The organism is Nocardioides dongkuii (assembly GCF_014127485.1).
In the GTDB taxonomy this organism is placed as follows: Bacteria; Actinomycetota; Actinomycetes; order Propionibacteriales; family Nocardioidaceae; genus Nocardioides; species Nocardioides dongkuii.
Genome location: NZ_CP059903.1, coordinates 496,136 through 518,024, shown reverse-complemented (window position 1 = coordinate 518,024; position 21,889 = coordinate 496,136). Strand labels below are relative to the sequence as shown.

At 73.6% G+C, this 21,889-nt stretch carries 20 protein-coding genes; 5 read left to right on the top strand and 15 right to left on the bottom strand.

Features of this window, described 5'->3' with window-relative positions; genetic code table 11:
- Positions 1 to 40 precede the first annotated feature (40 nt).
- Complete coding sequence (locus H4O22_RS02360; RefSeq protein WP_182525497.1) at positions 41 to 691, top strand: maleylpyruvate isomerase N-terminal domain-containing protein; 651 nt, start codon at positions 41 to 43, stop codon at positions 689 to 691.
- Positions 692 to 727: 36 nt separating this feature from the next.
- Here H4O22_RS02360 and H4O22_RS02355 read toward each other — a convergent pair whose 3' ends face one another.
- Genes H4O22_RS02355 through H4O22_RS02340 form a run of 4 tightly spaced genes read right to left on the bottom strand, consistent with a single transcriptional unit; the run spans position 728 to position 5,175 of the window.
- Complete coding sequence (locus tag H4O22_RS02355; RefSeq protein WP_182525496.1) at positions 728 to 1,105, bottom strand: hypothetical protein; 378 nt, start codon at positions 1,103 to 1,105, stop codon at positions 728 to 730.
- A 16-nt stretch (positions 1,106 to 1,121) separates the two neighbouring features.
- Positions 1,122 to 3,518 (bottom strand): phosphoenolpyruvate synthase, encoded by a 2,397-nt coding sequence (gene ppsA, locus H4O22_RS02350; protein WP_182525495.1) that lies wholly within the window; start codon positions 3,516 to 3,518, stop codon positions 1,122 to 1,124.
- A complete protein-coding gene (locus tag H4O22_RS02345; RefSeq protein WP_182525494.1) occupies positions 3,515 to 4,378 on the bottom strand; it encodes a pyruvate, water dikinase regulatory protein in 864 nt (287 codons plus the stop codon). The genes ppsA and H4O22_RS02345 overlap by 4 nt, the downstream gene beginning before the upstream one ends.
- A gap of 44 nt (positions 4,379 to 4,422) precedes the next feature.
- A complete protein-coding gene (locus H4O22_RS02340) occupies positions 4,423 to 5,175 on the bottom strand; it encodes a carboxymuconolactone decarboxylase family protein (protein ID WP_182525493.1) in 753 nt (250 codons plus the stop codon).
- Between the two features lie 64 nt (positions 5,176 to 5,239).
- Here H4O22_RS02340 and H4O22_RS02335 point away from each other — a divergent pair, with 64 nt between their 5' ends.
- Positions 5,240 to 5,527: a DUF1905 domain-containing protein gene (locus tag H4O22_RS02335; RefSeq protein WP_182525492.1), complete on the top strand. Its 288-nt coding sequence runs from the start codon at positions 5,240 to 5,242 to the stop codon at positions 5,525 to 5,527.
- Between the two features lie 10 nt (positions 5,528 to 5,537).
- Here the strand turns inward: H4O22_RS02335 and H4O22_RS02330 are convergent, their stop codons facing one another.
- Positions 5,538 to 6,716, bottom strand: a complete 1,179-nt coding sequence (locus H4O22_RS02330) for a right-handed parallel beta-helix repeat-containing protein (protein ID WP_182525491.1) — start codon at positions 6,714 to 6,716, stop codon at positions 5,538 to 5,540.
- Positions 6,717 to 7,046: 330 nt separating this feature from the next.
- Here H4O22_RS02330 and H4O22_RS02325 point away from each other — a divergent pair, with 330 nt between their 5' ends.
- Entirely contained in the window at positions 7,047 to 7,499 is a 453-nt protein-coding gene (locus tag H4O22_RS02325; RefSeq protein WP_182525490.1) for a GreA/GreB family elongation factor, read from the top strand.
- A gap of 15 nt (positions 7,500 to 7,514) precedes the next feature.
- Here H4O22_RS02325 and H4O22_RS02320 read toward each other — a convergent pair whose 3' ends face one another.
- From H4O22_RS02320 to H4O22_RS02305, 4 genes are read right to left on the bottom strand one after another with little or no spacing between them, the layout of a single operon-like run.
- Positions 7,515 to 8,171: an acyltransferase gene (locus H4O22_RS02320; protein WP_244963074.1), complete on the bottom strand. Its 657-nt coding sequence runs from the start codon at positions 8,169 to 8,171 to the stop codon at positions 7,515 to 7,517.
- Between the two features lie 44 nt (positions 8,172 to 8,215).
- A complete protein-coding gene (locus H4O22_RS02315) occupies positions 8,216 to 9,595 on the bottom strand; it encodes an NAD(P)/FAD-dependent oxidoreductase (protein WP_182525489.1) in 1,380 nt (459 codons plus the stop codon).
- A complete protein-coding gene (locus H4O22_RS02310; RefSeq protein WP_182525488.1) occupies positions 9,592 to 10,947 on the bottom strand; it encodes an aspartate aminotransferase family protein in 1,356 nt (451 codons plus the stop codon). Before H4O22_RS02310 ends, H4O22_RS02315 begins: the two co-directional genes overlap by 4 nt.
- On the bottom strand, positions 10,940 to 12,457 hold the full coding sequence (locus H4O22_RS02305) for a CoA-acylating methylmalonate-semialdehyde dehydrogenase (protein ID WP_182525487.1): 1,518 nt from the start codon (positions 12,455 to 12,457) through the stop codon (positions 10,940 to 10,942). Before H4O22_RS02305 ends, H4O22_RS02310 begins: the two co-directional genes overlap by 8 nt.
- 100 nt (positions 12,458 to 12,557) lie before the next feature.
- Here H4O22_RS02305 and H4O22_RS02300 point away from each other — a divergent pair, with 100 nt between their 5' ends.
- Complete coding sequence (locus H4O22_RS02300; protein ID WP_244963073.1) at positions 12,558 to 14,168, top strand: PucR family transcriptional regulator; 1,611 nt, start codon at positions 12,558 to 12,560, stop codon at positions 14,166 to 14,168.
- Here the strand turns inward: H4O22_RS02300 and H4O22_RS02295 are convergent.
- Positions 14,140 to 14,544, bottom strand: a complete 405-nt coding sequence (locus tag H4O22_RS02295) for a Rid family hydrolase (RefSeq protein ID WP_182525486.1) — start codon at positions 14,542 to 14,544, stop codon at positions 14,140 to 14,142. The two genes, H4O22_RS02300 and H4O22_RS02295, sit on opposite strands and share 29 nt — an antisense overlap.
- Positions 14,541 to 15,743 (bottom strand): NAD(P)/FAD-dependent oxidoreductase, encoded by a 1,203-nt coding sequence (locus H4O22_RS02290; protein WP_182525485.1) that lies wholly within the window; start codon positions 15,741 to 15,743, stop codon positions 14,541 to 14,543. The genes H4O22_RS02295 and H4O22_RS02290 overlap by 4 nt, the downstream gene beginning before the upstream one ends.
- Positions 15,744 to 15,960: 217 nt before the next feature.
- On the opposite strand from H4O22_RS02290, the gene H4O22_RS02285 reads away from it, so the two are divergent.
- Complete coding sequence (locus H4O22_RS02285; RefSeq protein ID WP_182525484.1) at positions 15,961 to 17,595, top strand: ABC transporter substrate-binding protein; 1,635 nt, start codon at positions 15,961 to 15,963, stop codon at positions 17,593 to 17,595.
- Between the two features lie 228 nt (positions 17,596 to 17,823).
- On the opposite strand, the gene H4O22_RS02280 is transcribed toward H4O22_RS02285, so the two are convergent.
- The 4 genes from H4O22_RS02280 to H4O22_RS02265 are packed head-to-tail and all read right to left on the bottom strand — an operon-like array spanning position 17,824 to position 21,887.
- Positions 17,824 to 18,861 (bottom strand): ABC transporter ATP-binding protein, encoded by a 1,038-nt coding sequence (locus tag H4O22_RS02280; protein ID WP_182525483.1) that lies wholly within the window; start codon positions 18,859 to 18,861, stop codon positions 17,824 to 17,826.
- Positions 18,858 to 19,910 carry an ABC transporter ATP-binding protein gene (locus H4O22_RS02275; RefSeq protein ID WP_244963072.1) on the bottom strand — a complete coding sequence of 351 codons (1,053 nt, stop codon included), beginning with the start codon at positions 19,908 to 19,910 and terminating at the stop codon, positions 18,858 to 18,860. Before H4O22_RS02275 ends, H4O22_RS02280 begins: the two co-directional genes overlap by 4 nt.
- Positions 19,907 to 20,944: an ABC transporter permease gene (locus H4O22_RS02270; protein ID WP_220451262.1), complete on the bottom strand. Its 1,038-nt coding sequence runs from the start codon at positions 20,942 to 20,944 to the stop codon at positions 19,907 to 19,909. Before H4O22_RS02270 ends, H4O22_RS02275 begins: the two co-directional genes overlap by 4 nt.
- The gene (locus H4O22_RS02265) at positions 20,937 to 21,887 is read right to left on the bottom strand and encodes an ABC transporter permease (RefSeq protein WP_220451261.1); all 951 of its coding nucleotides are present in this window, start codon (positions 21,885 to 21,887) and stop codon (positions 20,937 to 20,939) included. Before H4O22_RS02265 ends, H4O22_RS02270 begins: the two co-directional genes overlap by 8 nt.
- Between the last annotated feature and the right edge of the window lie 2 nt (positions 21,888 to 21,889).

Here is a 21,889-nt window from a genome sequence, read left to right as displayed (position 1 = left end):
GAGGTCTGGTCGAAAGGGCGAGCCTCTTCCTGCTTGGACGATGGTGATCTACGTGATCGACGTACGAGCGGCTTACCTGCAGGCGGCGCGCGAGGCGACGGCATTGATCGGATCGCCCGCGATCGCCGAGGCGTGGGCCGCCGAATCCGCGCTCCCGGGGATGTCAGTGGGCGCCCTCGCCAGCCACCTCGCGCGAAGTGTGCTCCAGGTCGAGTGGTTCTTGGACGGACCCGTCACCGGCACAGAGCCGGTGTCCGCGGTGGACTACTACGCACGACTCGTCGGCACGAGAGTCCCGGACTCGCCGCTGAACATCGGCGTGCGGGCCCGCAGCAACGAGACGGCGGCGACGGGGCCCGCGGCAGTGGCGGATGAGGCACGGGCAGCGTTGGACAGGCTGCGCGAGCGGCTCGGTGATGAACCCGCGGATCGACGTGTGGCGGTGCTCCACCGGCCGGGCGAGGAGATGCTGCTGGACGACTACCTGCAGACCCGGTGTGTCGAGCTGGCCGTGCACATCGAGGACCTGGGCCTCAGCGCGTGCATCCCCGTACAAGCGCCTCCGGCGGCCACGGCCATCGCGGTCGAGCTCCTCGTCGCAGCAGCACGAGCCAGGCACGGCGATCACGAGGTCCTCCAGGCGCTCTCCCGGCGGGAGCGCGACGACAACGACGCCTTGCGCGTGGTGTGAGCCTCGGCCGGGACACCTCGTTCCGGCTACCCGCGGTCAGAGGTGGTCCGGGACCGTCAGCGCGTCCGGGTCCCGCCGGGGCGGGACGTGCTGGAGCACGGTCTTCACCAGCGCCACCCGCGACGCGAGCTGCACGGTCCGCTTCAGCCGGCCCAGGTCGCCGAGCGTGCTGGCCACCGCCTCGGTGACCTGCTGGTCGGTGAACGTCGGCCGGGTGCCGGGGGCGACCTCGACGTCCGGGAGCGCGACGAGCACCGGCAGCACCTGGCTGCCCAGCCCGTCGAGCAGCGTGAACCGCTGGTAGCGGGTCAGCTTCTCCCACGCCGCCTCCGGGTCGGCGCGCCGGCCGCGCGCCGCGACCTGCTTCGCGGCCGCGGTCAGCGCCACGGTCATCTCGTGCTCGGTGAACCTCATCGACGCTCCGGGGAGATCAGTCGGACCGCTTGGCCAGCCGCAGCCAGGTGTCGACGACCGTGTCGGGGTTCAGCGACATCGACTCGATGCCGCGGTCCAGGAGCCAGTCGGCCAGCTCGGGGTGGTCCGAGGGGCCCTGGCCGCAGATCCCGACGTACTTGCCCTGCTCGCGGCACGCGGTGATCGCGAGGTCGAGCATGTGCAGGACGGCGGGGTCGCGCTCGTCGAACCCGTCGGCGACGAGCGCGGAGTCGCGGTCCAGGCCCAGGGTCAGCTGGGTCATGTCGTTGGAGCCGATCGAGAAGCCGTCGAAGTGCTCGAGGAACTGCCCGGCGATCACCGCGTTCGACGGGAGCTCGCACATCATCACGACCTGGAGGTCGTTCTCGCCGCGCCGCAGCCCGTGCTCGCCGAGCAGCTCGATCACCCCGCGCGCCTCCTTGAGGGTGCGCACGAACGGGATCATCACCTTGACGTTGGTCAGGCCCATCTCGTCGCGCACGTACCGCAGCGCTTCGCACTCCATCGCGAAGCAGTCGGCGAACTCCTCGGAGAGGTACCGCGACGCGCCGCGGTAGCCGAGCATCGGGTTCTCCTCGTGCGGCTCGTAGCCCTCGCCGCCGACGAGGTTGGCGTACTCGTTGGACTTGAAGTCGCTCATCCGCACGATCACCGGCTCCGGGGCGAACGCCGCCGCGATCATCGAGATGCCCTCGGCGACGCGCTGCACGAAGAACTCCCGGGGGCCCGGGTAGGCCGCGATCGTCTCCTCGATCTCCCGGCGCAGGCCGGCGTCGATGGACCCCGGGTCGGCGGCGAGGTCGAGCAGCGCCTTGGGGTGGATGCCGATCTGGCGGTTGATGATGAACTCCAGCCGCGCCAGCCCGACGCCGCGGTGCGGCAGCCGCGAGAACGCGAACGCCTGCTCGGGGGTGCCGACGTTCATCATGATCTTGACCGGCACCTCGGGCATCTTGCTGAGCTCGGTGCGCTCGACCTGGAAGTCCAGGACGCCCTCGTAGACCAGGCCGGTGTCGCCCTCGGCGCAGGAGACCGTCACCTCGCGGCCGTCGGCGAGGTCGCGGGTGGCGCTGCCGGCGCCGACGACGGCGGGGATGCCGAGCTCGCGGGCGATGATCGCGGCGTGGCAGGTGCGGCCGCCGCGGTTGGTGACGATCGCCGAGGCGCGCTTCATGATCGGCTCCCAGTCGGGGTCGGTCATGTCGGCGACCAGCACCTCGCCGGCGTTGAACTCGTGCATGTCCTCCACCGAGGACAGCACCCGGACCGCCCCGGCGCCGATCTTCTGCCCGATCGCGCGGCCCTCGACCAGCACCTCGGCGTCGCCGCGGGCCTCCTTGGGCAGCTTGAACCGCTCCTGGGCGCCGGTCTGCCGCGACTGCACCGTCTCGGGGCGGGCCTGGAGCACGTAGAGCAGGCCGTCGACGCCGTCCTTGCCCCACTCGATGTCCATCGGGCGGCCGTAGTGCTCCTCGATGGTGAGCGCGTGCCGGGCGAGCTCCTCGACCTCGGCGTCGGTGAGGCTGAGCAGCCGGCTCTGGGCGGGCTCCACGTCGACGAACTCCGTCGTACGACCGACGGTCGCGTCGTCGGTGTAGACCATCTTGGTCGCCTTGCCGCCGACGCCGCGCTTGAGCACGGCGGGCCGGCCGGCGCGCAGCGCGGGCTTGTAGACGTAGAACTCGTCGGGGTTCACCGCCCCCTGCACGACGCCCTCGCCGAGGCCGTACGCCGAGGTCACGAAGACCGCGTCGGTGAAGCCGGACTCGGTGTCCATCGTGAACATCACGCCCGAGGAGCCGATGTCGGAGCGGACCATCCGCTGCACCCCGGCCGACAGGCCGACGTCGGCGTGCGCGAAGCCGTGGTGGACGCGGTAGGCGATCGCGCGGTCGTTGTAGAGCGAGGCGAACACCTCGCGGATCGCGTGCAGCACCGAGTCGATCCCGCGCACGTTGAGGAAGGTCTCCTGCTGGCCGGCGAACGACGCGTCCGGGAGGTCCTCGGCGGTCGCGGAGGACCGGACCGCGAACGAGGTCTCCTCCCCCGACTCGGCCACCAGCGCGTCGTACGCCGTGCGGATGTCGACCTCGAGGTCCTCGGGGAACGGCTGCCCCACCACGGCGGCCCGGATCTCCGCGCCGACCTCGGCCAGCCGGCGTACGTCGTCGGTGTCGAGGCCGTCGAGCAGACCCGCGATCCGCTCGACCAGGCCGGTGTCGCCGATGAAGCGGTGGAACGCCTCGGAAGTGGTCGCGAAGCCGTTCGGCACCCGCACCCCGAGGTCGGTGAGGTGGGAGACCATCTCGCCCAGCGACGCGTTCTTGCCGCCGACCTGCTCGAGGTCGTCGAGGCCGAGGTCCGAGAACCACCGGACGTTGTGGGTGCTCATGTGGGTTTCCCTTCGTGGGCCCGGCGGCGCGTCCGGGCGTCGTGCTTGAGCGTCTGAAGGATCAGGGCGGAGATCTCCTCCACCGACTTCGCGGAGGAGTCGATGACGGGGACGCGGTGGGCCGCGAACAGCTCGGCGGCGCGCCGCAGCTCCCAGCGGCACTGCTCGGGCGAGGCGTAGCGGGAGCCGGGCCGGCGCTCGTTGCGCACCCGGCTGAGCCGGTCGACCGTGGTGGTCAGCCCGAAGCAGCGGGCGAGGTACGGCGCGACCGGCTCGGGCAGCGAGTCGGCCTCGAGGTCCTCGTCGACGAGGGGGTAGTTCGCGACGAACAGCCCGTGCTGGAGGGCGAGGTACATGCTGGTCGGCGTCTTGCCGCACCGCGAGGGCGCCAGCAGGATCACGTCGGACTTCTCCAGCGCCCGCAGGCTCTGGCCGTCGTCGTGCTCGATGGTGAACTCGACGGCCGCCATCCGGTTGTTGTAGCGCTTGATGTCGCCGACGCCGTGCAGGCGGGCGGCCTGCCGGATGCCGGAGCGGCCGAGCACCGCCTCGACCTTGCTCATGTGCATCTCGAAGAAGTCGATGATCGGCGCCCGCGTCTTCAGCAGCTCCTGGCGGACCCGGTCGTCGGCCGCGGTCGTGAAGACCAGCGGCGTCACCGGGCCGTCCATCGCCTCGTCGAGCTGCTCGACCACCTCGCGGGCGTCCTCGACGGTGTGGATGAAGGGGATCAGGGTCCGCTCGAAGCGGGTGTCCGGGAACTGGATGAGCAGCGCGTTGCCCATCGTCTCGGCGCTGATGCCGGTGCTGTCGGACAGGAAGAAGACCGGTACGACGTCCTCGTCGTCCTGCTCGTCCATCTCGGTCTCCTCGTCCGTCCCCGCCGTGACGTGTGTGGGGCAACCTACTCGCTGGCGGACCCCGGCACCCGGACCGTCCGTGTCTCCCCCGTCACAGGCTCCTCCCGACCACCGCCGGCGGCAACGGCCACGCGGAGCGCCTCCTCGACCTCGGCGGCGGCGAGCCCGTCCAGGCGCGCCTGCCGCGCGTGCGCGTCGACCCCGTCGGGATCCCTCACCGCCCGGGCGGCGAGGGTGACGAGCGCGAGGCTGCGGGGGTCCAGGACGGGCCCGTCGCCGTCGGTGTCGGGTGCGGGCTCCTCCCCGAGCAGGTGCCGCCGGAGCTCGGTGACGACGCGGCGCGGGTCCTCGGCCGGGGACGCGTCGGTCAGGTCCGGCAGCACGACGAGGCGGCGGTCGGCGTACGCGTCCGCTCCGCCGCCGAGCCCCGTCGGGCCGAGGAGAACGGCGCGGGTGACCCGGCGCGGGAGGCCGAGGAGCTCGCGGGCGACGTCCCCGCCGCCGGCGTACGCGAAGGACCCGCGGACCTCGCCGCGCTGGGCGAGCACGTCCTCGACGACGGCGAGGACGCCGGCTGCGAGCTCGGCGACGGTGTACGGCTCGTCGGGCACCGACCGGTTGTGGCCGTGGCCCGGCAGGTCCCAGGCGAGCAGGTCGAAGGCGTCGGCGAGGCCGGCCGCGCAGGCCGACCAGGTCGCGGTCGCCGACGTCCCGCTCGCGGGCCCGAGCACCAGCAGCGGCAGCTCGGCCCTCCGGGACGCACCGGTCAGCCGGACGGCGGTGATCGTGGGCTTCACGGACCCAGTGTCGCGCCCTCCGTCCCGGTGGACGCGGAGGGCCGGTGGCTGGAGGATGGCGCGAGTGATCCTCGAGCTCAGCGGCCCGATCTGGGAGTGGCGCGGCCCCGCGCCGTACCACTTCGTCTCGGTGCCCGACGAGGAGTGCGCGGAGCTCGCGGACGCCGCCGCGCTGGTCTCCTACGGCTGGGGGATGATCCCGGTCGCCGTCACGATCGGGGCGACCACCTGGACCACGTCGCTGTGGCCCAAGGACGGCGGGTACGTCGTGCCGCTCAAGGACCGGGTCCGGCGCGCCGAGGGGCTCTCGCTCGGCGACGTGGTCACCGTGCGGCTGCAGGTCGACGCCTGACGTCAGCCGCTCAGCGCCGCTCGTGGGCGCCGAGGTCGGGCCGGCCGACGGCCCGCCGGCGCACCTGCCGGGTCGGGTGGGCGTACTCCCAGCGCGGTCGCCACCGCCGCGGCACCCGGACCGCGCGGTCGATCGCGGGCGAGCCCGCCCGGAGCCGGAAGTCGTCCGCGCCCGGCCGGACGAAGCCGCCGGCTCCCACCCGGCGGTTGCCCCGGGCCTCGGCGCCGGCGAGGGTCGTCAGGTCTCCCGGCCCGACCAGCAGGTTGTTGCGCAGGTGGGCCCGGCTGCCCGCGGCCAGGCTCACGAAGGTGCCCGTCGGCCGGCGGTTCACGAAGGTGTTGTGGACGACCCAGAGCTGCCGGGACCGGTGGGTGAGCCCCTCCGCGCCGTACGAGACCAGGGTGGAGTTCTCCGAGCGGGGACCCTGGACGACGACGTTGCCCGCGACCAGCGACCGGCCGCCGTTCGGCAGGTCCACGGAGTAGCTGGCGGTGCCGTCGCGGTCGCTGATCCGGTTGCCGACGATGGTGTTGCGGGCCGCCCGCGACTTGAGCTCGTGGCCCACGTCGGCGCCCCAGAGCCAGCTGCCGGTGACGGTGAGCGACCGGACCGCGCCGACGTAGAGGTGGTGGGTGTAGCCGTCCCCGGCGCCATTGCGGAAGAACCGCGAGCGCCGGACCACGACGTCGCTGTCGGGGGCGGCGCCGGTGAGGATGCCGTTCTGGTTGTGGTGGAACCAGCTGCGGGTCACCGTGAGGTCGTCGCCCTCCTGGCGGATGCCGGCGCCGTTCCCGTCGGGCACGGTCGCGCCACTGAGCTCGATGCGATCGACCCTGGTGCGGTCGCCCGCGACCACCCAGATCGCCTTGCCCTGGGCGTTGTTCCCGCCCGCCTGCAGGTGCGCCCGTCCGCCGTCCCCGCGCAGCGTGAGGTCGTCCTGGGTCCAGACGGCGACGTCCCCGACGTACGTGCCGGCGTCGATGAGCACCCTGTCGCCGTCGCCCGCCACCGCGGCCGCCTCGCTGGGGGTGGTGAGCGCACGGTCGGGCCCCACGCGCCAGGTGCGCGGGGCCTGGTCGGCCGGGGCTGATGCGGTGGCCACGGCGGCCGGCAGGCCGGTCACCGTCAGGGCCGCCAGGCACAGGCCGGTCACGAGCGGTGCCGCGACGGGCGTCGTCTTGTCTCGCACCGCGCCAGTGTGCCCGGACCGGACCCCCGAGGCGGGGAAACCGCTCGACCCTGCCCCCGCCGGTTGAGTTGGGCCCCCCTCACCGTCGAGTTGGGCGAAACCCACGGGTGAGCTGGGCGTTCCTCACGCGAGCGAGTGAGGAACGCCCAGTTCGACCGTGAGGACGGCCCAACTCAACCGGGAGGACGGCCCAACTCGACCGAGCGCGGGGAACAACTCGGGTCGCCGTCGTGTTCTTCGCTCACCCCGCGGTCTGAATACCCCGTGAGGTTTCCCCCGCCCAGGCACACTCGGTTCGTGAGCCGGCCTGCCGATCGTTAGGAACCGCCGATGTCCCTCAACCCCGCTGACCTCCTTGCCGAGCGACTGGAAGCGCTGCGCGCCGAGCGGGCCGAGGTGCTGGCCGAGAGCCGGCTCGGCGCGACCGGCGACGTCGCCGACCGGGCCACCAACGTCGAGGCGACGATCCGGCTGCAGGTCCTCGACGAGCGGATCACCGCGCTCGAGGACGAGATCGAGCAGGCCCGCCACCACCGGCACACCGACGGCGTGGTCTCGGTCGGCGACGTGGTCACCCTCGACCTCGGCGACGGCCCGGAGACCTACCTCGTCGGCTCGGTCGAGCAGGCCGTGGCCGGCGTCGACACCGTCACCCCGAGCAGCCCTCTCGGCAAGGCGATCGTGGGCGCCGACGTCGGGGCCACCGTGAGCTACTCGCCGCGCTCCGGCGTGAAGCTGTCGGCGACGGTCGTCTCCGCGGGCGCCGCGACGTCCGTCTCCTGACGTCCGTCTCCTGACTCAGCCGCCGACCAGCAGGGGGCGTACGTCGCCGCGGGTGCCCACCCAGCCGACCCCGGGCTCGAAGCGCCGCACCACCCTGGCGGGGGCGCCGGCGACCACCGCGTGGTCCTCGACCTCGCCGCGCACCACCGAGCCCGCGGCCACGACCACGTTGCGGCCGATCCGCGCGCCGGGCAGGACGATCGCGCCGTGCCCGATCCAGGAGCCCGAGCCGATGACCACCGGGTCGTGGTCGCCGAGCTGGCGACCGATCGGCGTACCGAGCTGCTGGTAACCGTGGCTCGCGTCGGAGACGAACACGTCCTGCCCGCACCACACGTCGTCGCCGACGACGATCGAGGAGTGCGCGGTCAGGCTGGTGCGGGCGCCCAGCACGCACCGGTCGCCGATCACCAGGCCGCGCTCGGGCAGCTCCGGGTCGCCGGGGCCGTAGCCCACCGACAGCGTGACCTGGCGGCCGATCAGCGTGCTGGACCCGATGTGGATCGACCCGACGTTCATCAGCGTCGCGGCCGGGAAGCCGATGCAGCTGCGCTCACCGAGGCTGCCGAACGCGTCGCCCGCGCGGGTGCCGGGGACGATCTCGCCGGCCCGGTCCAGCCATGCCCACGCGGCGTGGACGGCGCGGTTCACCCACCGCTCGCGTCGATTCACCCGCGCAGGCTAGCGGCCCGCGCGGCCGCCGGCGGCCGTTCCCCTCAGGAGTCGAACCCCAGCCCCAGCCGGTCCAGCGTGCGCAGCCACGGCCCACGCCGCCCGGTCGCGTCCTCGCGCGCCATGGCGCGGCGCGTGGCCTGGATGCCGAGCCACGCGACCGGCTCCGGCGGGAACGGCACCGGGCGCTGCCGGACCATCTCCAGCGCGGTCCGCTCGGTCTCGTGGCCGCCCACCAGGTCGAGGAGCACGTCGGCGGCGAACCGCGAGGCGCCGACGCCGAGGCCGGTGAAGCCCGCGGCGTACGCCACCCGGCCGCGCTTCGCGGTGCCGAAGAACGCGCAGAACCGGGTCGAGGTGTCGATGACGCCCGACCACCGGTGCGTGAACCGGATCCCGTCGAGCTGCGGGAAGGTCGCCGCGAAGTTCCGCGCGAGGGTCTCGAAGGTCTCCCGGCGGTCGTAGCGGTCGCCGTCCATTGCGCGCCCGTAGTGGTAGACCGCGTCGTACCCGCCCCACAGGATCCGGCGGTCGGGCGTCACCCGGTAGTAGTGGAATTGGTTGCCGGAGTCGGCGACGCCGATCGCCGGGTCCCAGCGCAGCGCAGCGAGCTGCTCCTCGGTCAGCGGCTCGGTCGCGAGGACGTAGTCGAAGACCGGGACGACCGACCACCGCACCCGGCGTACCGGGCCCGGGAAGACGTTGGTCGCCAGCACCACCCGGCGGGCGTGCACGGTCCCCTGCGAGGTCGTCGCCTCGATCCCGGCACCGCGGCGGCGCAGCCCGGTCAGCCGGGTGTGCTCGGCGATCGTCGCGCCCAGCCCCTCGGCGGCGTCCGCGAGCCCCCACGCCAGCCGGGCGGGATCGAGCACGGCGCAGTCGTCGGGCGACAGCCGGCCGGCGAGGTACGTCGGGGAGTCGACCAGCGCGCGGACGGCGTCCCGGTCCAGGAAGCCGGGCAGGTCCGGCTCCAGGAGCGGCACCTCGTGCGGCCGGGTCGCGACGGCCAGGGCGCCACCACGGGCGAAGCCGCAGTCGATGCCGTGGCGCGCGACGGTCGCCTCGATGCCGTCGAGGTTCTCCAGGCCGAGCCGGTGCAGCCGGTCGTACTCGGCCGGCCAGCGGGTGCGCCCGTTGTGCTCGCCGTGGGTCAGGGTCGCCTCGCAGAAGCCGCCGTTGCGGCCGGTGGCGTGCTCGGCGATCCGGTCGGCCTCGACGAGGAGCACCGAGGTCCCGGGGTCGCGCTCGAGCGCCCGCAGCGCCGTCCAGAGCCCGGTGAAGCCGCCGCCGACGACGAGCAGGTCGACGTCCACGCGGCCGCGCAGGGGCGGGCGCGGCGCCGGGCGGGCCGGGGTGTCCAGCCACAGCGGCGCGAGCACCGAGCCGTCCAGCGCGTCCTCGGGCCGCCGGCCCGGGGACCTCACCCGCGCGCCTCCCCGCTCGCCTCGGCGAGCGCCTCCCCGAGGATCCCGATCGCCTCGCGCACCTGGCTCGGGCTCGTGGTCAGCGGCGGGACCAGGTGGATGCGGTGGTAGTTCACGAACGGCAGCATGCCGCGCCGCTTGCAGCCGGCGACGACGGCGGCGACCTCGGCGCTCGTCCCGCCGTACGGCGCGAGCGGCTCGCGGGTCTCGCGGTCGCGGACCAGCTCGATCGCCCAGAACGCGCCCGCGCCCCGCACCTCGCCGACCCACGGGTGCCGGTCGGCCAGCTCCTGCAGGCCCGGCCCGAACACCTCGCGGCCGAGCGCGTCGGCGTGCTCGACGACCCGGTCGTCCTCCATCGTGCGGATGGTGGCGACGGCCGCGGCGCAGGCCAGCGGGTGGCCGGAGTACGTGAGGCCGCCGGGGTAGACCCGGTCGTCGAACGTCGCGGCGACCGCCGGGCTGATCGCGACGCCACCGAGCGGCACGTACCCGGAGTTCACGCCCTTGGCGAAGGTGACCAGGTCGGGCACCACCTCCGACGCCCCGTCCAGCTCGACGGCGAACCACCGACCGGCGCGGCCGAACCCCGACATCACCTCGTCGGCGATCATCACGATCCCGTGCCGGTCGCACAGCTCGCGGACGCCGGTGAGGTAGCCGCGCGGCGGCACCATGATCCCGGCGGTGCCGGGGATCGACTCCAGGACGATCGCCGCGATCGCGCCCGGCCCCTCGAACGCGACGACCTGCTCGAGGTGCGCCAGCGCGCGCTCGCACTCCTGCTCCTCGGTCTCGGCGTGGAAGGCGCTGCGGTAGAGGAACGGGCCGAAGAAGTGCACGGTGCCGGTCGACGCGTGGTCGCTGGGCCACCGCCGGGGGTCGCCGGTGAGGTTGACGGCGAGCTGGGTGCCGCCGTGGTACGAGCGGTACGTCGAGAGCACCTTGTGGCGGCCGGTGTGCAGCCGCGCCATCCGGACGGCGTGCTCGTTGGCGTCGGCGCCGCCGTTGGTGAAGAACACCTTGTCGAGGTCGCCGGGCGTGTGCGCGGCGATCAGTCGGGCTGCCTCCGAGCGCGCGGCGTTCGCGTGCTGCGGTGCGACCGTGCACAGGTGCGCCGCCTGCTCCTGGATCGCCGAGACGATCCGCGGGTGCTGGTGGCCGAGGTTGGTGTAGACCAGCTGGGAGGTGAAGTCGAGCAGCCGGGTGCCGTCCTGGTCCCAGATGTGCGAGCCCTCGGCCTTGGTCACCACCATCGGGTCGAGCGACGCCTGCGCCGCCCAGGAGTGGAAGACGTGCCGGCGGTCCAGCTCGTGGGTGCGCTCCGGCGAGAGGTCGACGAGCTCAGTCATGGCGCGGGAACCCCAGGGAGAGGCCGCCCTCGGGGCGGTTGGCGGGATCGATCCACCGGGTGGTGACGACCTTGCCGCGGGTGAAGAAGTGCACGCCCTCGGCGCCGTGGGCGTGGGTGTCGCCGAACAGCGACCGCTTCCAGCCGCCGAAGGAGTAGTAGGCCACCGGGACCGGCACCGGCACGTTGACGCCGATCATGCCGACCTCGACGTCGGCCTCGAAGCGCCGGGCCGCGCCGCCGTCGTTGGTGAACACGGCCGTCCCGTTGCCGTACGGGTTCGCGTTGACCAGCGCCAGCGCCTCGGCGTACGACGCGACGCGGACGACCGAGAGGACCGGGCCGAAGACCTCCTCGCGGTAGACCTCCATCCCCGCCTCGACGTGGTCGAGCAGCGTGGGGCCGAGGAAGAACCCGCCGGACGCGTGGTCGAGGGCCTCCCGGCCGTCGACGACGACCTTGGCGCCGTCGCGCTCGCCGGACTCGACGAAGGCGGCGACCCGGTCGCGGTGCGCCCGGGTGACGAGCGGGCCCATGTCGGGCTCGCGGTCTCCCTCGATCCGTCCGGCGCCGTCCCCGATCACCAGGGTGCGGGTGCGGTCGGCGATCCTGCTGACCAGCTCGTCGGCGACCTCGCCGACCGCCACGACGACGCTGACCGCCATGCAGCGCTCACCGGCGCTGCCGTAGCCCGCGCTGACCGCGGCGTCCGCGGCCAGGTCGAGGTCGGCGTCGGGCAGCACCACCATGTGGTTCTTCGCGCCGCCGAGCGCCTGGACCCGCTTGCCGTGGCGGGCGGCCTGCTCGTAGACGTACTGCGCGATCGGCGTCGAGCCGACGAAGCTCACCGCCTGCACGACCGGGCTCTCCAGCAGCGCGTCGACCGCGACCTTGTCGCCCTGGAGCACGGTGAAGACGCCGTCGGGGAGACCGGCCTCCCGCCACAGCTCGGCCAGCCACAGGGACGCCGAGGGGTCCTTCTCGCTGGGCTTGAGAACGACCGCGTTGCCCGCGGCGATCGCGATCGGGAAGAACCACATCGGGACCATCGCCGGGAAGTTGAACGGCGAGATGACCGCGACCACGCCCAGCGGCTCGCGGCGCGAGTGCACGTCGATGCCGGTCGAGACGCCGTCGGAGTGCCCGCCCTTGAGCAGGTGGGCGATGCCGCAGGCGAACTCCACGACCTCCTGGCCGCGGGCGACCTCGCCGAGCGCGTCGGAGAGGACCTTCCCGTGCTCGGCGGTGATCAGCGCGGCGAGCTCCTCGCGGCGGGCGTTGAGCAGCTCGCGGAACGCGAACACGACCTGCGTACGGCGGGCGAGCGACGTTCGCCCCCACTCCGCGGCGGCGCGGTCGGCGCCCGCGATCACGTGCTGGGCGTCGGCGGCGGAGGCCAGCGCCACCCGGCCGGTCACCTCGCCCGTCGCGGGGTTGGTCACCTCGGCCCAGCGGTCGCTCGTCCCGTCGTACCGGGCACCGTCGGCCCAGTGGGGGATCGTCGTGGTCATGCCCCGATGGTGGGCCGGAAGACGGCGGCCGGACCCCGACAGGTCGTAGGCTTTGGCCCGGTCCGCCTGACACTCTGTCGGGTGACCGGCAGGAGGCGCCGTGCTCACCCTTCGCGACGTGCTGGCAATGCCGGCGGTCCGCGTCGGCGAGCCGCAGGTGCTCGCCGGGGGTGACCGCCTCGACCGCGAGGTCCGCTGGGTGCACAGCACCGAGCTCGTCGACATCGGGCCGCTGCTGCGCGGCGGCGACCTGGTGCTCACCACCGGCGTCGCGCTGCCCGACCACCCCGACGCCCTGGGCCGGTTCGCCGGCGGCCTCGCCGAGGCGGACGCGGCCGGCCTCCTCGTCGAGCTCGGCCGGCGCTGGACGGCCCTGCCGCCAGCGCTGGTCGAGACGTGCGAGCGGCTCGGGCTCCCGCTGGTGGCGCTGCGCCGCGAGGTGCGCTTCGTGACCGTGGCCCAGGCGGTCGGGGAGCGCCTCGTCGACGCCCAGCTGGCCGAGCTGCGCGAGGCCCAGCGGGTGCACGACACGTTCACCGAGCTCAGCCTCGACGAGGCCGGCCCCGACGAGGTGCTGGCCGCCGTCCAGCGGCTCTCCGGCGCCGCGGTGGTCCTGGAGAACGGGCAGCACCGGGTGGTCGACTACCGCCCCGGCCCGGGCGACGTCGCCGCGTTCCTCGACGACTGGGAGCGGCGCTCGCGCCGCGTGCAGCCGCGCGAGCGGACGTCGTGGGACGAGAGCAACGGCTGGCTGGTCACCCGCATCGGCCGCCCGGAGCGGTCCTGGGGACGGCTGGTGATCGGCTCCCCCGGCGACCCCCCGCAGCGGATGGTCGCCGTGGCCGAGCGCGCGGCCGCGGCGCTGGCGATGCACCGCCTGCACGACCGCAGCCGCGACGGACGGCTCCGGCGGCTGCACCAGGAGCTGCTGCTCGGGATGCTCGCGAGCCCCGGCGACGCCGAGGTCGTCCGGCGCGCCGGCCTGGCGGGCCTCCCCCTCGACGCCCGGCAGTACGTCGGGCTCGCGCTCCGCCCGGCCACGGAGCCCTCGACCGCCGCGGGCCTCGCCGCGCTCCTCGACGACATCGTCGCGGCGACCCTGCACGCCACCGAGCTGGCGCGCACCGGCGCGCTGGTCGCCGCGGTCGAGGACGACGTCCGGGTGCTGCTCGCCGTACCTCCCCGGGCGGACGCGGTGGCCGGCGTCGACGGGCTCGTGGCCCAGGTGCGCGCCCGGGTGCCGGTGGTGGCCGCCGTGGGGACGCCGGTCGACGGGCTGGACGCCGCGGACCGCACCCTGCGCGAGTCCGCGCAGGTGCTCACCGCGGTCGCAGGACGCGCCGACGCCGCGGCAGGGGTGCACCGCCTCGAGGACGTGCACGTGCGCGGCCTGCTGGTGCTGCTCGCCGACGACGAGCGGGTCCGGGTCTTCGCCCGGCGCGAGCTGGCGCCGCTACGGGCGGCCGACGCCCGCGACGGGACCGACCTGCTGGGCACCCTGCGCGCGCTCCTCCAGCACCCCGGGAGCAGGTCGGCGGCCGCCGCCGCGCTGCACGTCTCGCGTCCGGTGCTCTACGACCGGATCGCGCGCATCGAGCGGGTGCTGGGTGCCTCGCTCGGCGACGCCGAGCTGCGCACCTCGCTGCACGTCGCGGTGATCGCCGCGGACCTCGCCGCAGACGTCAACCGGGCAGGTGAGCGGTCGCCTTGACCTCGAGCCGGACGCCGGGCAGCCCGCCGCCGAGCTGGGCGGCGCCGATCGCCGTCCACGCCGGCCAGGGCTCCGCGAGCCGCCGGTCGCGCACCCGCATGAACGTCGGCACCTGCGCCGCGAGGTCGAGGTGGAAGGTCAGCAGGTCGAACACGTCGGCCAGCTCGGCACCGGCGGCGGCCAGCACCACCGCCAGGTTGTCGAAGGCCAGGTCGATCTCGTCGGCGAGGTCCTCGGGCACCGAGCCGTCCGGGCGGGTGCCCAGGACCCCGGAGCAGTAGACGGCGTCCCCGACGCGGACCGCCGGGGCGAGGTGCCACTCGGCGTACGTCTGCTCCTGGCCGGGCGGGACGACCGGCACGTGTGCGCGCCTCATGCGGACCACTCCGCCGCGAACACCGCGTGCGGGATGGTGTCGCTCCAGCGCCCGGTGAGCGCGAGCCCGGCGGCCAGCCGGCCGATCTCGTCGGCCGCCATCGCCCCCCGCTCGCCCTCGACCAGCACCACGGTGCTCTCGTCGGCCCAGTCGAGGTAGGGCAGGTCCGAGGGCGTCGCGCACACCAGGCACGGCCGGGTGCGCAGCGAGAGCACCTCCAGGTCCGGCAGCAGCTCCGCGAGCAGCACCCGGGCCATCTCCAGGTCGCCGGGGTGGCCCCCGGTGCGCACCCAGGCGGCGATCTCCTCGCGGCCCTCGAGCGGGAAGTCCAGCAGGCTGCTGCCGGAGATCTTGAGGTACCACCGGCCGTCGGGGTACTCCACCGGCGCCATCACGATGCCGCCGAAGACCATCTCCCCGCCGCGCACCTTCATCATCATCATCGTCGGCATCGAGACCGCGTCCGGGCCGGCGACCTCGGCGAGCACCACGGTGGCGCCGTACGTCGCGGTCGCGAGGCGCCGGTCGAGCAGCCCGGTGGCGTTGGTGGCGGCGCCCGTGGCGAGCACCGCCCGCGCGGCCGTCCAGGTGCCGCCCCCGGCGCCGGTGAGGCGTACGTCGTCGCCGACCCGGTCCCGGGCGACGACCTCGTCGCGCACGATCGTGGCTCCCGCGGCCGTCGCGGCGCTGAGCTCCGCAGCGACGAGCGCGCGAGGGTTGAGGATGAACGCGTCCGGCTCCCGCAGCGCGACGTGGCCCGGCTCGAAGCGCAGGCCCGGGTAGGCCTGCGCCAGCTCCTGCTCGTCGAGGGCGTCGACGGGGACGCCGAGGTCGGCGGCGTTGCGGGCGAGCACGTCGCGGTCGAACCACAGCGAGCGCTCGCCGGTCTCGGCCGGCAGCACCGTCACCGAGTGCGTGGGGGTGAGGAAGTCGATGCCGGTCCGCGCGATGAGCTCGGGGAACCGGCGCCGGCTGCGCATGGCCAGCAGCGAGGTCATCAGCGGCACCTCCAGGACGTGGCAGAGCCGGCCCTGGTCGTAGTAGCCGGCCCAGGTGCCCTCGTGCCCCGCCGGGTCCGCGGGCTCCTCGGGCCCGACGACCAGCACCGACGCCCCCGACTCGGCGGCATGGCGGGCGGTGGCGGCGCCGAGCGGCCCGGCCCCGATCACCGCGAGGTCGTACCGGGTCGGGTCACTCATGCAGGTCTCCTCGTCGCTCGCGAAGGACGGCGTCGGGAGCCGAACGAGCGAAGCCAACAGCCTGGTGCGGATGATTTCGTCCGCCGGTCCCGCTCAACGAGACCGGGGTCACACGGGTGGTGTCCGACCTCTCACTGTGGCCCGAGCGCGCGACTCGGGTGGAGCGCTCACACCACAGATATCGGGCGGGACGACCCGCCCCGAGCAAGGAGACACCGTGAGAAGCACAGTCAGCAGGCGAGCCCGGTACACCGGCCTCGTCCTCGTGGGGGCACTGGCGCTGGCCGGGTGCTCCGACTCCTCCGACAGCGAGGAGGAGAGCTCGGACGGCGGCGGCGGCGGTGACCTGAGCGTCACCGACATCTACAGCCAGGGCTGGGTGGGTGAGCAGACCGACGAGGAGCCGACCCAGGGCGGCACCTTGACGATGGCCGACTACGCCGAGACCCGCAGCCTCAACCCGACCGAGTCCTACGCCAACGGCGCCGCCTCGGGCAACCCGCTGGGGGCCGTCTACGACGTCCTCACCCGGTACGACTTCGACACCGACACCTGGGTCCCCCAGCTCGCCGAGTCGATCGAGTCCAACGACGACAACACCGTGTGGACCCTCAAGCTCCGGCCCGACGTGACCTTCTCCGACGGCACGCCGGTCAACGCCGACGCGGTCATCGGCAGCATGGGCTACTACATGGAGAACTACGGCTTCCAGGCGCTGACCCTGCTGGCCAACCAGACGGCGATGAAGAAGGTGGACGACCAGACGGTCGAGTTCACCGTCGCCGCCCCGTGGGCCACCTTCCCGGCGATGCTCGCCGGCGGCCCCGGCATGATCATGGCGCCCGCCGCCTACGACGACCCGGAGAAGTTCGAGCCGATCGGCGCCGGCGCCTTCGAGCTGGGCAACTACGCCCCGGCCGAGGAGCTCGTCCTCACCGCCCGCGAGGACTACTGGGACGGCGCTCCGAACCTCGAGGAGCTGCGGTTCGTGTGGCTCGGTGGCGACGACGCCAAGCTGGAGTCCATGGACGCCGGCGAGGTCGACGCGGCCTTCGTGCGCAACCCCCAGGCGGTCGAGACCGCGCGCCGCGACGGCTACGACGGCTACATGTACGTCGTCGGCGCCGGCGCCCAGTTCACGCTGAACGCCCGCGAGGGTCGTCCCGGCGAGGACGTCCGGGTCCGCAAGGCGATCGCCCACGCGTTCGACAACGAGTCCTACCTCGAGCGCTCCCTCGGCGGGGCCGGCATCCCGAGCAAGTCGATCTTCGCGGAGTCCTCGCCCTGGTCCACCGGCGTCGAGACCCCGGCGTACGACCAGGACGAGGCTCGCACCCTGCTGGAGGAGGCCAAGGCCGACGGCTACGACGGCAAGCTCACCTACGTCGCCGCCGCCGACCCGACCGCCCAGCAGGCGGCCGTGCAGGTCGAGGCCCAGCTCGAGGCCGTCGGCTTCGACGTCACCATCGACGCGATCGACAACATCGCCGACATGACCAGCCGGGTCTACGTCGACCACGACTTCGACATCGCGCAGGGCGCGACGTCGATCGGCAACGAGGACCCGTACGGCGCGCTGAGCGAGTGGCTCTACAGCCAGTCGCCGACCAACGGCGCCGGCTACGCGAGCGAGGAGATGGACGGTCTGCTCCGCGACCTCCAGGCCGTCGCCGACGACCCGGAGGCGGGCATGGACGCGATGCGCGCGCTCGAGGAGAAGGTCCACGAGGACGTCCCCGCGGTCATCATCAACCCCGCCGGCAACTTCGTCCCGATGCAGGACGACGTGCACGGGGTCATCCCGACCACCCAGACGATCATGCTGTTCCACGACGCCTGGAAGTCCGAGTGACGCTCACCCGCTCCTGACCCGAGCACACGACACCGGCCCGGCCCCGCTTCCGCGGGACCGGGCCGGTTCGTATTTCCAGGTGCTGCGAGACGTGCTGGGAGACGGCGCCGTCAGACGGGCGCCGGCGCCCTGACCCGCGCAGCACGACACCGGCCCGGCCCCGCTTCCGCGGGACCGGGCCGGTTCGTGTCTCCGGGTGCTGCGAGACGGTGCTGCCAGACGGTGCGGTCAGACGGGCGCGGGCGCGCCGTCGACGGCCACGTGGTGGCACGCGACGCGGTGACCGGGGGCGATCTCCCGCAGCCGCGGCTCCTCGGCGGCACACCGGTCGGTGGCCAGCGGGCAGCGCGTGCGGAAGCGGCACCCGGACGGCGGGTCGAGCGGCGACGGGAGCTCCGTGGCCTTGACGCTGGTGCTCAGCGCCGCGGACTCCTCGGCGTCCGCCTCGGTCTCGGCGCCGGGGATCGACGCGAGCAGCATCCGGGTGTAGGGGTGCACCGAGGTCACGTGCATGCCGTCGGACGGCACGACCTCGCAGGCCTTGCCGAGGTAGAGGACCATCACCCGGTCGCTGATGTTCTTGACGACCGACACGTCGTGGGCGATGAAGACCATGCTCAGGGAGAAGCGTCGCTTGGTCTCCTCGAGGAGGTTCAGGATCTGCGCCTGGACCGACACGTCGAGGCTGGAGACCGGCTCGTCGCAGATCAGCACCCGCGGGCGCATCATCAGCGCCCGGGCGATGCAGACCCGCTGGCACTGGCCGCCGGACAGCTCGTGGGGACGCCGGTCCCAGACGACGTCGGGCTCGAGCCCGACCGCCCGGAGCACGTCGCGCACCACGGCGTCCTGGTCCTGGCCGTCGTGGAGGGACGGGTCGAACCCCCAGATGGCGAGGCCCTCCGCCACCAGGTCCTTGACCTTGCGCCGCGGGTTCAGCGAGGAGATCGGGTCCTGCATGATCATCTGCATCCGGGCCCGGCGCCGGCGCACCGTGCGCGCCGGGAGAGCGGTGAGCTCGTGGCCGTCGAAGCGCACGGAGCCGCTGGTGGGGCTCGGGAGCTGCATGATGGCGCGCCCCGCGGTGGACTTCCCGCAGCCGGACTCGCCGAGGATGCCGAGGGTCTCCCCCGGCATCAGCTCCAGGTCGAGGCCGGAGACGGCATGGACCTTCTCGCCGCGCCCGACCGGGAACTCCACGACGAGGTCGCGCACGGAGAGCACCGCCTCGGCGGGCTCCTCCACCTGGAGGACGTCGGCCGTCATCGGTTCTCCTCGGTGAGCAGGGGGAAGTGGCAGGCCGCCAGCCGCTCGGGGCCGACGGGGTGGCTGCGGGGGTCCCGCAGCAGCGGCAGGTCGACCCGGCACCGGTCCTGCGCCCGGGGGCACCGGGGCGCGAACCGGCAGCCCGGCGGCGGCGCGGCCATGTCCGGCGGCCGTCCCTCGATGGTGCTCAGCACGGTGTGCGGCGCGGCCTCGAGCTGCGGGATGGAGGCGATCAGCGCCTCCGAGTACGGGTGCAGCGGCTGGCCGAAGACCTCCGCCGTGCGGCTCGCCTCCGCCACGCGGCCGGCGTACATCACCGCGACCCGGTCGGTGCGGCCCACCACGGCGCCCAGGTCGTGGCTGACCAGGATCACCGCCATGTGCCGCTCGGCCGACAGCCGCGCCAGCAGGTCGAGGATCTGCTTCTGGACGGTGACGTCCAGGGCGGTGGTGGGCTCGTCGGCGATCAGCACCTCGGGGTCGCACGAGAGCGCGAGGGCGATGACGACGCGCTGCCGCATCCCGCCGGAGAGCTCGTGCGGGTACTGGTCGAGCCGGCGCGCGGGGTCCGGGATCCCGACCTGGCGGAGCAGGTCGACGGCCCGCTCGCGAGCGCTTGAGCGGTCCAGGCCCTGGTGCATCCGGAGCGGCTGGGTCAGGTGCGCCCCGATCTTCTTGACCGGGTTGAGGGAGGTCATCGGGTCCTGGAAGACCATCGCGATCCTCGGGCCCCACAGCCGGCGACGCTCGCGCGGGCTCAGGGCGTGCACGTCCTGGCCGCCCAGCAGCACCGAGCCCGAGACCGTGCTCGAGGGACCGGAGGCGACCAGGCCCATGACGGTGCGGCCGAGGACCGACTTCCCGGACCCCGACTCCCCGACGATGCCGAGGGTCTCGCCGGCGTGCAGCCGCAGCGAGACCCCGTCGACCGCGGCGACGTCCCCGCGGGGGGTGTGGAAGACGGTCCGGAGGTCGTCGACCTCCAGCAGCAGGTCTCCGCGCACCGGCCCGGTCGCGGGCGTCGTCGGCAGCGGGGTGGAGGTGGTCACAGCTTCGCACTCCTCGGGTCCCAGCGCCGCTGGGCCTTCTCGCCCAGCAGGTTGAAGGAGAAGACGGTCAGGAAGAGGAAGACGCCCGGCACGAGCAGGATGAACGGGTGCTCCTCGACCGTGTCACCCGCCTGGGCCTCGGCGATCATGTTGCCCCAGGTCGGCTCCGGCTGGGCGATCCCGAGGCCGAGGAAGCTGAGGGACGCCTCGGCGACGATGAGCGCAGAGATCGTGACGACGGCCATCGAGAACAGCGGCAGGGCGACGTTGGGGACCAGCTCCCGCAGCATGATCCGCGCCCGGCTCGCACCCATGGCGTGGGCGGCCAGCACGAACTCGCGCTGGGCGAAGGAGATGGTGCTGGCCCGGGCGATCCGGATCATGCCGGGGATGGTCAGTGCCGCCAGGGCGAAGGCCATGTTCCGGATGTTGGGGGCGAGGATCGCGGCGAGCGCGATGAGCAGGATGAGCGGGGGCACGGCGAGCACCGCGTTGGTCACGATGCCGATGGAGCGGTCCACGCCCTTGCGGTAGAACCCGGCCACGACGCCGACGAGTCCGCCGACGGCGATGCCGATGACGATGGCGGTCAGCGAGATCACCAGCGAGGTCCGGGCGCCGAAGACCGCGCGGGTGAGCATGTCCAGCCCCGCGCCGTTGGTGCCGAGCACGTGGTCGCCGTACTTCAGCGGGTCCAGGAAGATCGGCTCGGTCAGCGCGGCGGTCGCGTCGCGCCCCTCCGGGAACGGCAGCCAGGGCGCCAGGACGGCGACGACGCCCAGGAGCACGAGCCACCCGAAGCACAGCCACGGCAGCAGGTCGACCTTGCGCCGCCGTGCGGCCCAGAGCAGCCGGCCGGCGCCGGAGACCACCAGCACCAGGCCGGCGACGACGGCCAGGGCGGCCAGGGCGCCGGACAGGACCGTGACCGCGAGGACCGCGAGGGCGATGCCGCCGACGACCATGCCGCCGCCGATGGTCGCCATCCGGGCCCGGCTCAGCGTGGTGCCGCGGAGGCGGCGGGAGTCAGACATGAACACGGCGCGTCCTGGGGTCGAGGAATCCGTACGAGAGGTCGACGCAGGTGTTGACCAGCACGTAGATCACCGCGGTCACGAGCACCGCGCCCTGCACGATCGGGAAGTTGCCGGTCTGCGCACCGCCGACCACCAGCGACCCCATCCCCGGCAGGGTGAACATGTACTCGACGATCACCGTGCTGCCGATGAGCCGCCCGGTGCTGATGCCGAAGAGCGTGATGGCCGAGAACGACGAGGGCCGCAGGGCGTCGCCGACCATGATCCGCCACGGCGGCACGCCGCGGGCGCGCGCCGCGAGCACGAAGTCCTCCTGGAGGGTGACGACCAGGTCGTTGCGGAGGATCCGGGTGAACAGCGCGACCTCGCTCAGCGCGATGACGAGCGCCGGCAGGAACGCGTGGTGCAGGTTGCCGGTCAGCGACTCACTGATCCGCACCCACTGGGCGCGGGGGAACCAACCCAGGTCGTTGACGAAGACCATGATCAGGACCAGGCCCGCGAGGAACGACGGCACCGAGAGCAGGCCGAACATCGAGGCGCCGATGATCCGGTCCACGAGACCGCCCTGCCTGGCGGCGGCCACCAGGGCCAGCGGGATGGCGATCACGAGCGCCATCACCATGCCCATCGCGGCCAGCTGGAGGCTCACGGGGAACGCCGCCATCAGCCGGTCCACGACCGGGGTCTCGGGCGGCAGGATCGAGTTGCCCAGGTCGCCGGTGAGCGCGCCGCCGAGCCAGTCGAGGTAGCGCATCAGGAGGGGGTCGTTGAGCCCCAGCTCCTCCCGCAGCGCGTCGTACTGCTCGGGCGGCTTCCCCGAGCCGAGGATCGCGGTCGCGGGGTCGCCGGGGATCAGGGCGACCATCAAGAACACGCCGAAGCTGACGAGCAACAGCACCGCGGCGAGCTCGGCCACCCGGGTCAGAACCTTGAACACCT

Bases quoted from the DNA above. Each gene is read 5' to 3' on its own strand.
- H4O22_RS02355 (WP_182525496.1), bottom strand. From the start codon at position 1,105: ATGAGGTTCACCGAGCACGAGATGACCGTGGCGCTGACCGCGGCCGCG.
- H4O22_RS02360 (WP_182525497.1), top strand. From the start codon at position 41: ATGGTGATCTACGTGATCGACGTACGAGCGGCTTACCTGCAGGCGGCG.
- H4O22_RS02295 (WP_182525486.1), bottom strand. From the start codon at position 14,544: ATGAGGCGCGCACACGTGCCGGTCGTCCCGCCCGGCCAGGAGCAGACG.
- H4O22_RS02310 (WP_182525488.1), bottom strand. From the start codon at position 10,947: ATGACTGAGCTCGTCGACCTCTCGCCGGAGCGCACCCACGAGCTGGAC.
- H4O22_RS02290 (WP_182525485.1), bottom strand. From the start codon at position 15,743: ATGAGTGACCCGACCCGGTACGACCTCGCGGTGATCGGGGCCGGGCCG.
- H4O22_RS02305 (WP_182525487.1), bottom strand. From the start codon at position 12,457: ATGACCACGACGATCCCCCACTGGGCCGACGGTGCCCGGTACGACGGG.
- H4O22_RS02270 (WP_220451262.1), bottom strand. From the start codon at position 20,944: ATGTCTGACTCCCGCCGCCTCCGCGGCACCACGCTGAGCCGGGCCCGG.
- H4O22_RS02325 (WP_182525490.1), top strand. From the start codon at position 7,047: ATGTCCCTCAACCCCGCTGACCTCCTTGCCGAGCGACTGGAAGCGCTG.
- H4O22_RS02345 (WP_182525494.1), bottom strand. From the start codon at position 4,378: ATGGACGAGCAGGACGACGAGGACGTCGTACCGGTCTTCTTCCTGTCC.
- H4O22_RS02280 (WP_182525483.1), bottom strand. From the start codon at position 18,861: ATGACGGCCGACGTCCTCCAGGTGGAGGAGCCCGCCGAGGCGGTGCTC.
- ppsA (WP_182525495.1), bottom strand. From the start codon at position 3,518: ATGAGCACCCACAACGTCCGGTGGTTCTCGGACCTCGGCCTCGACGAC.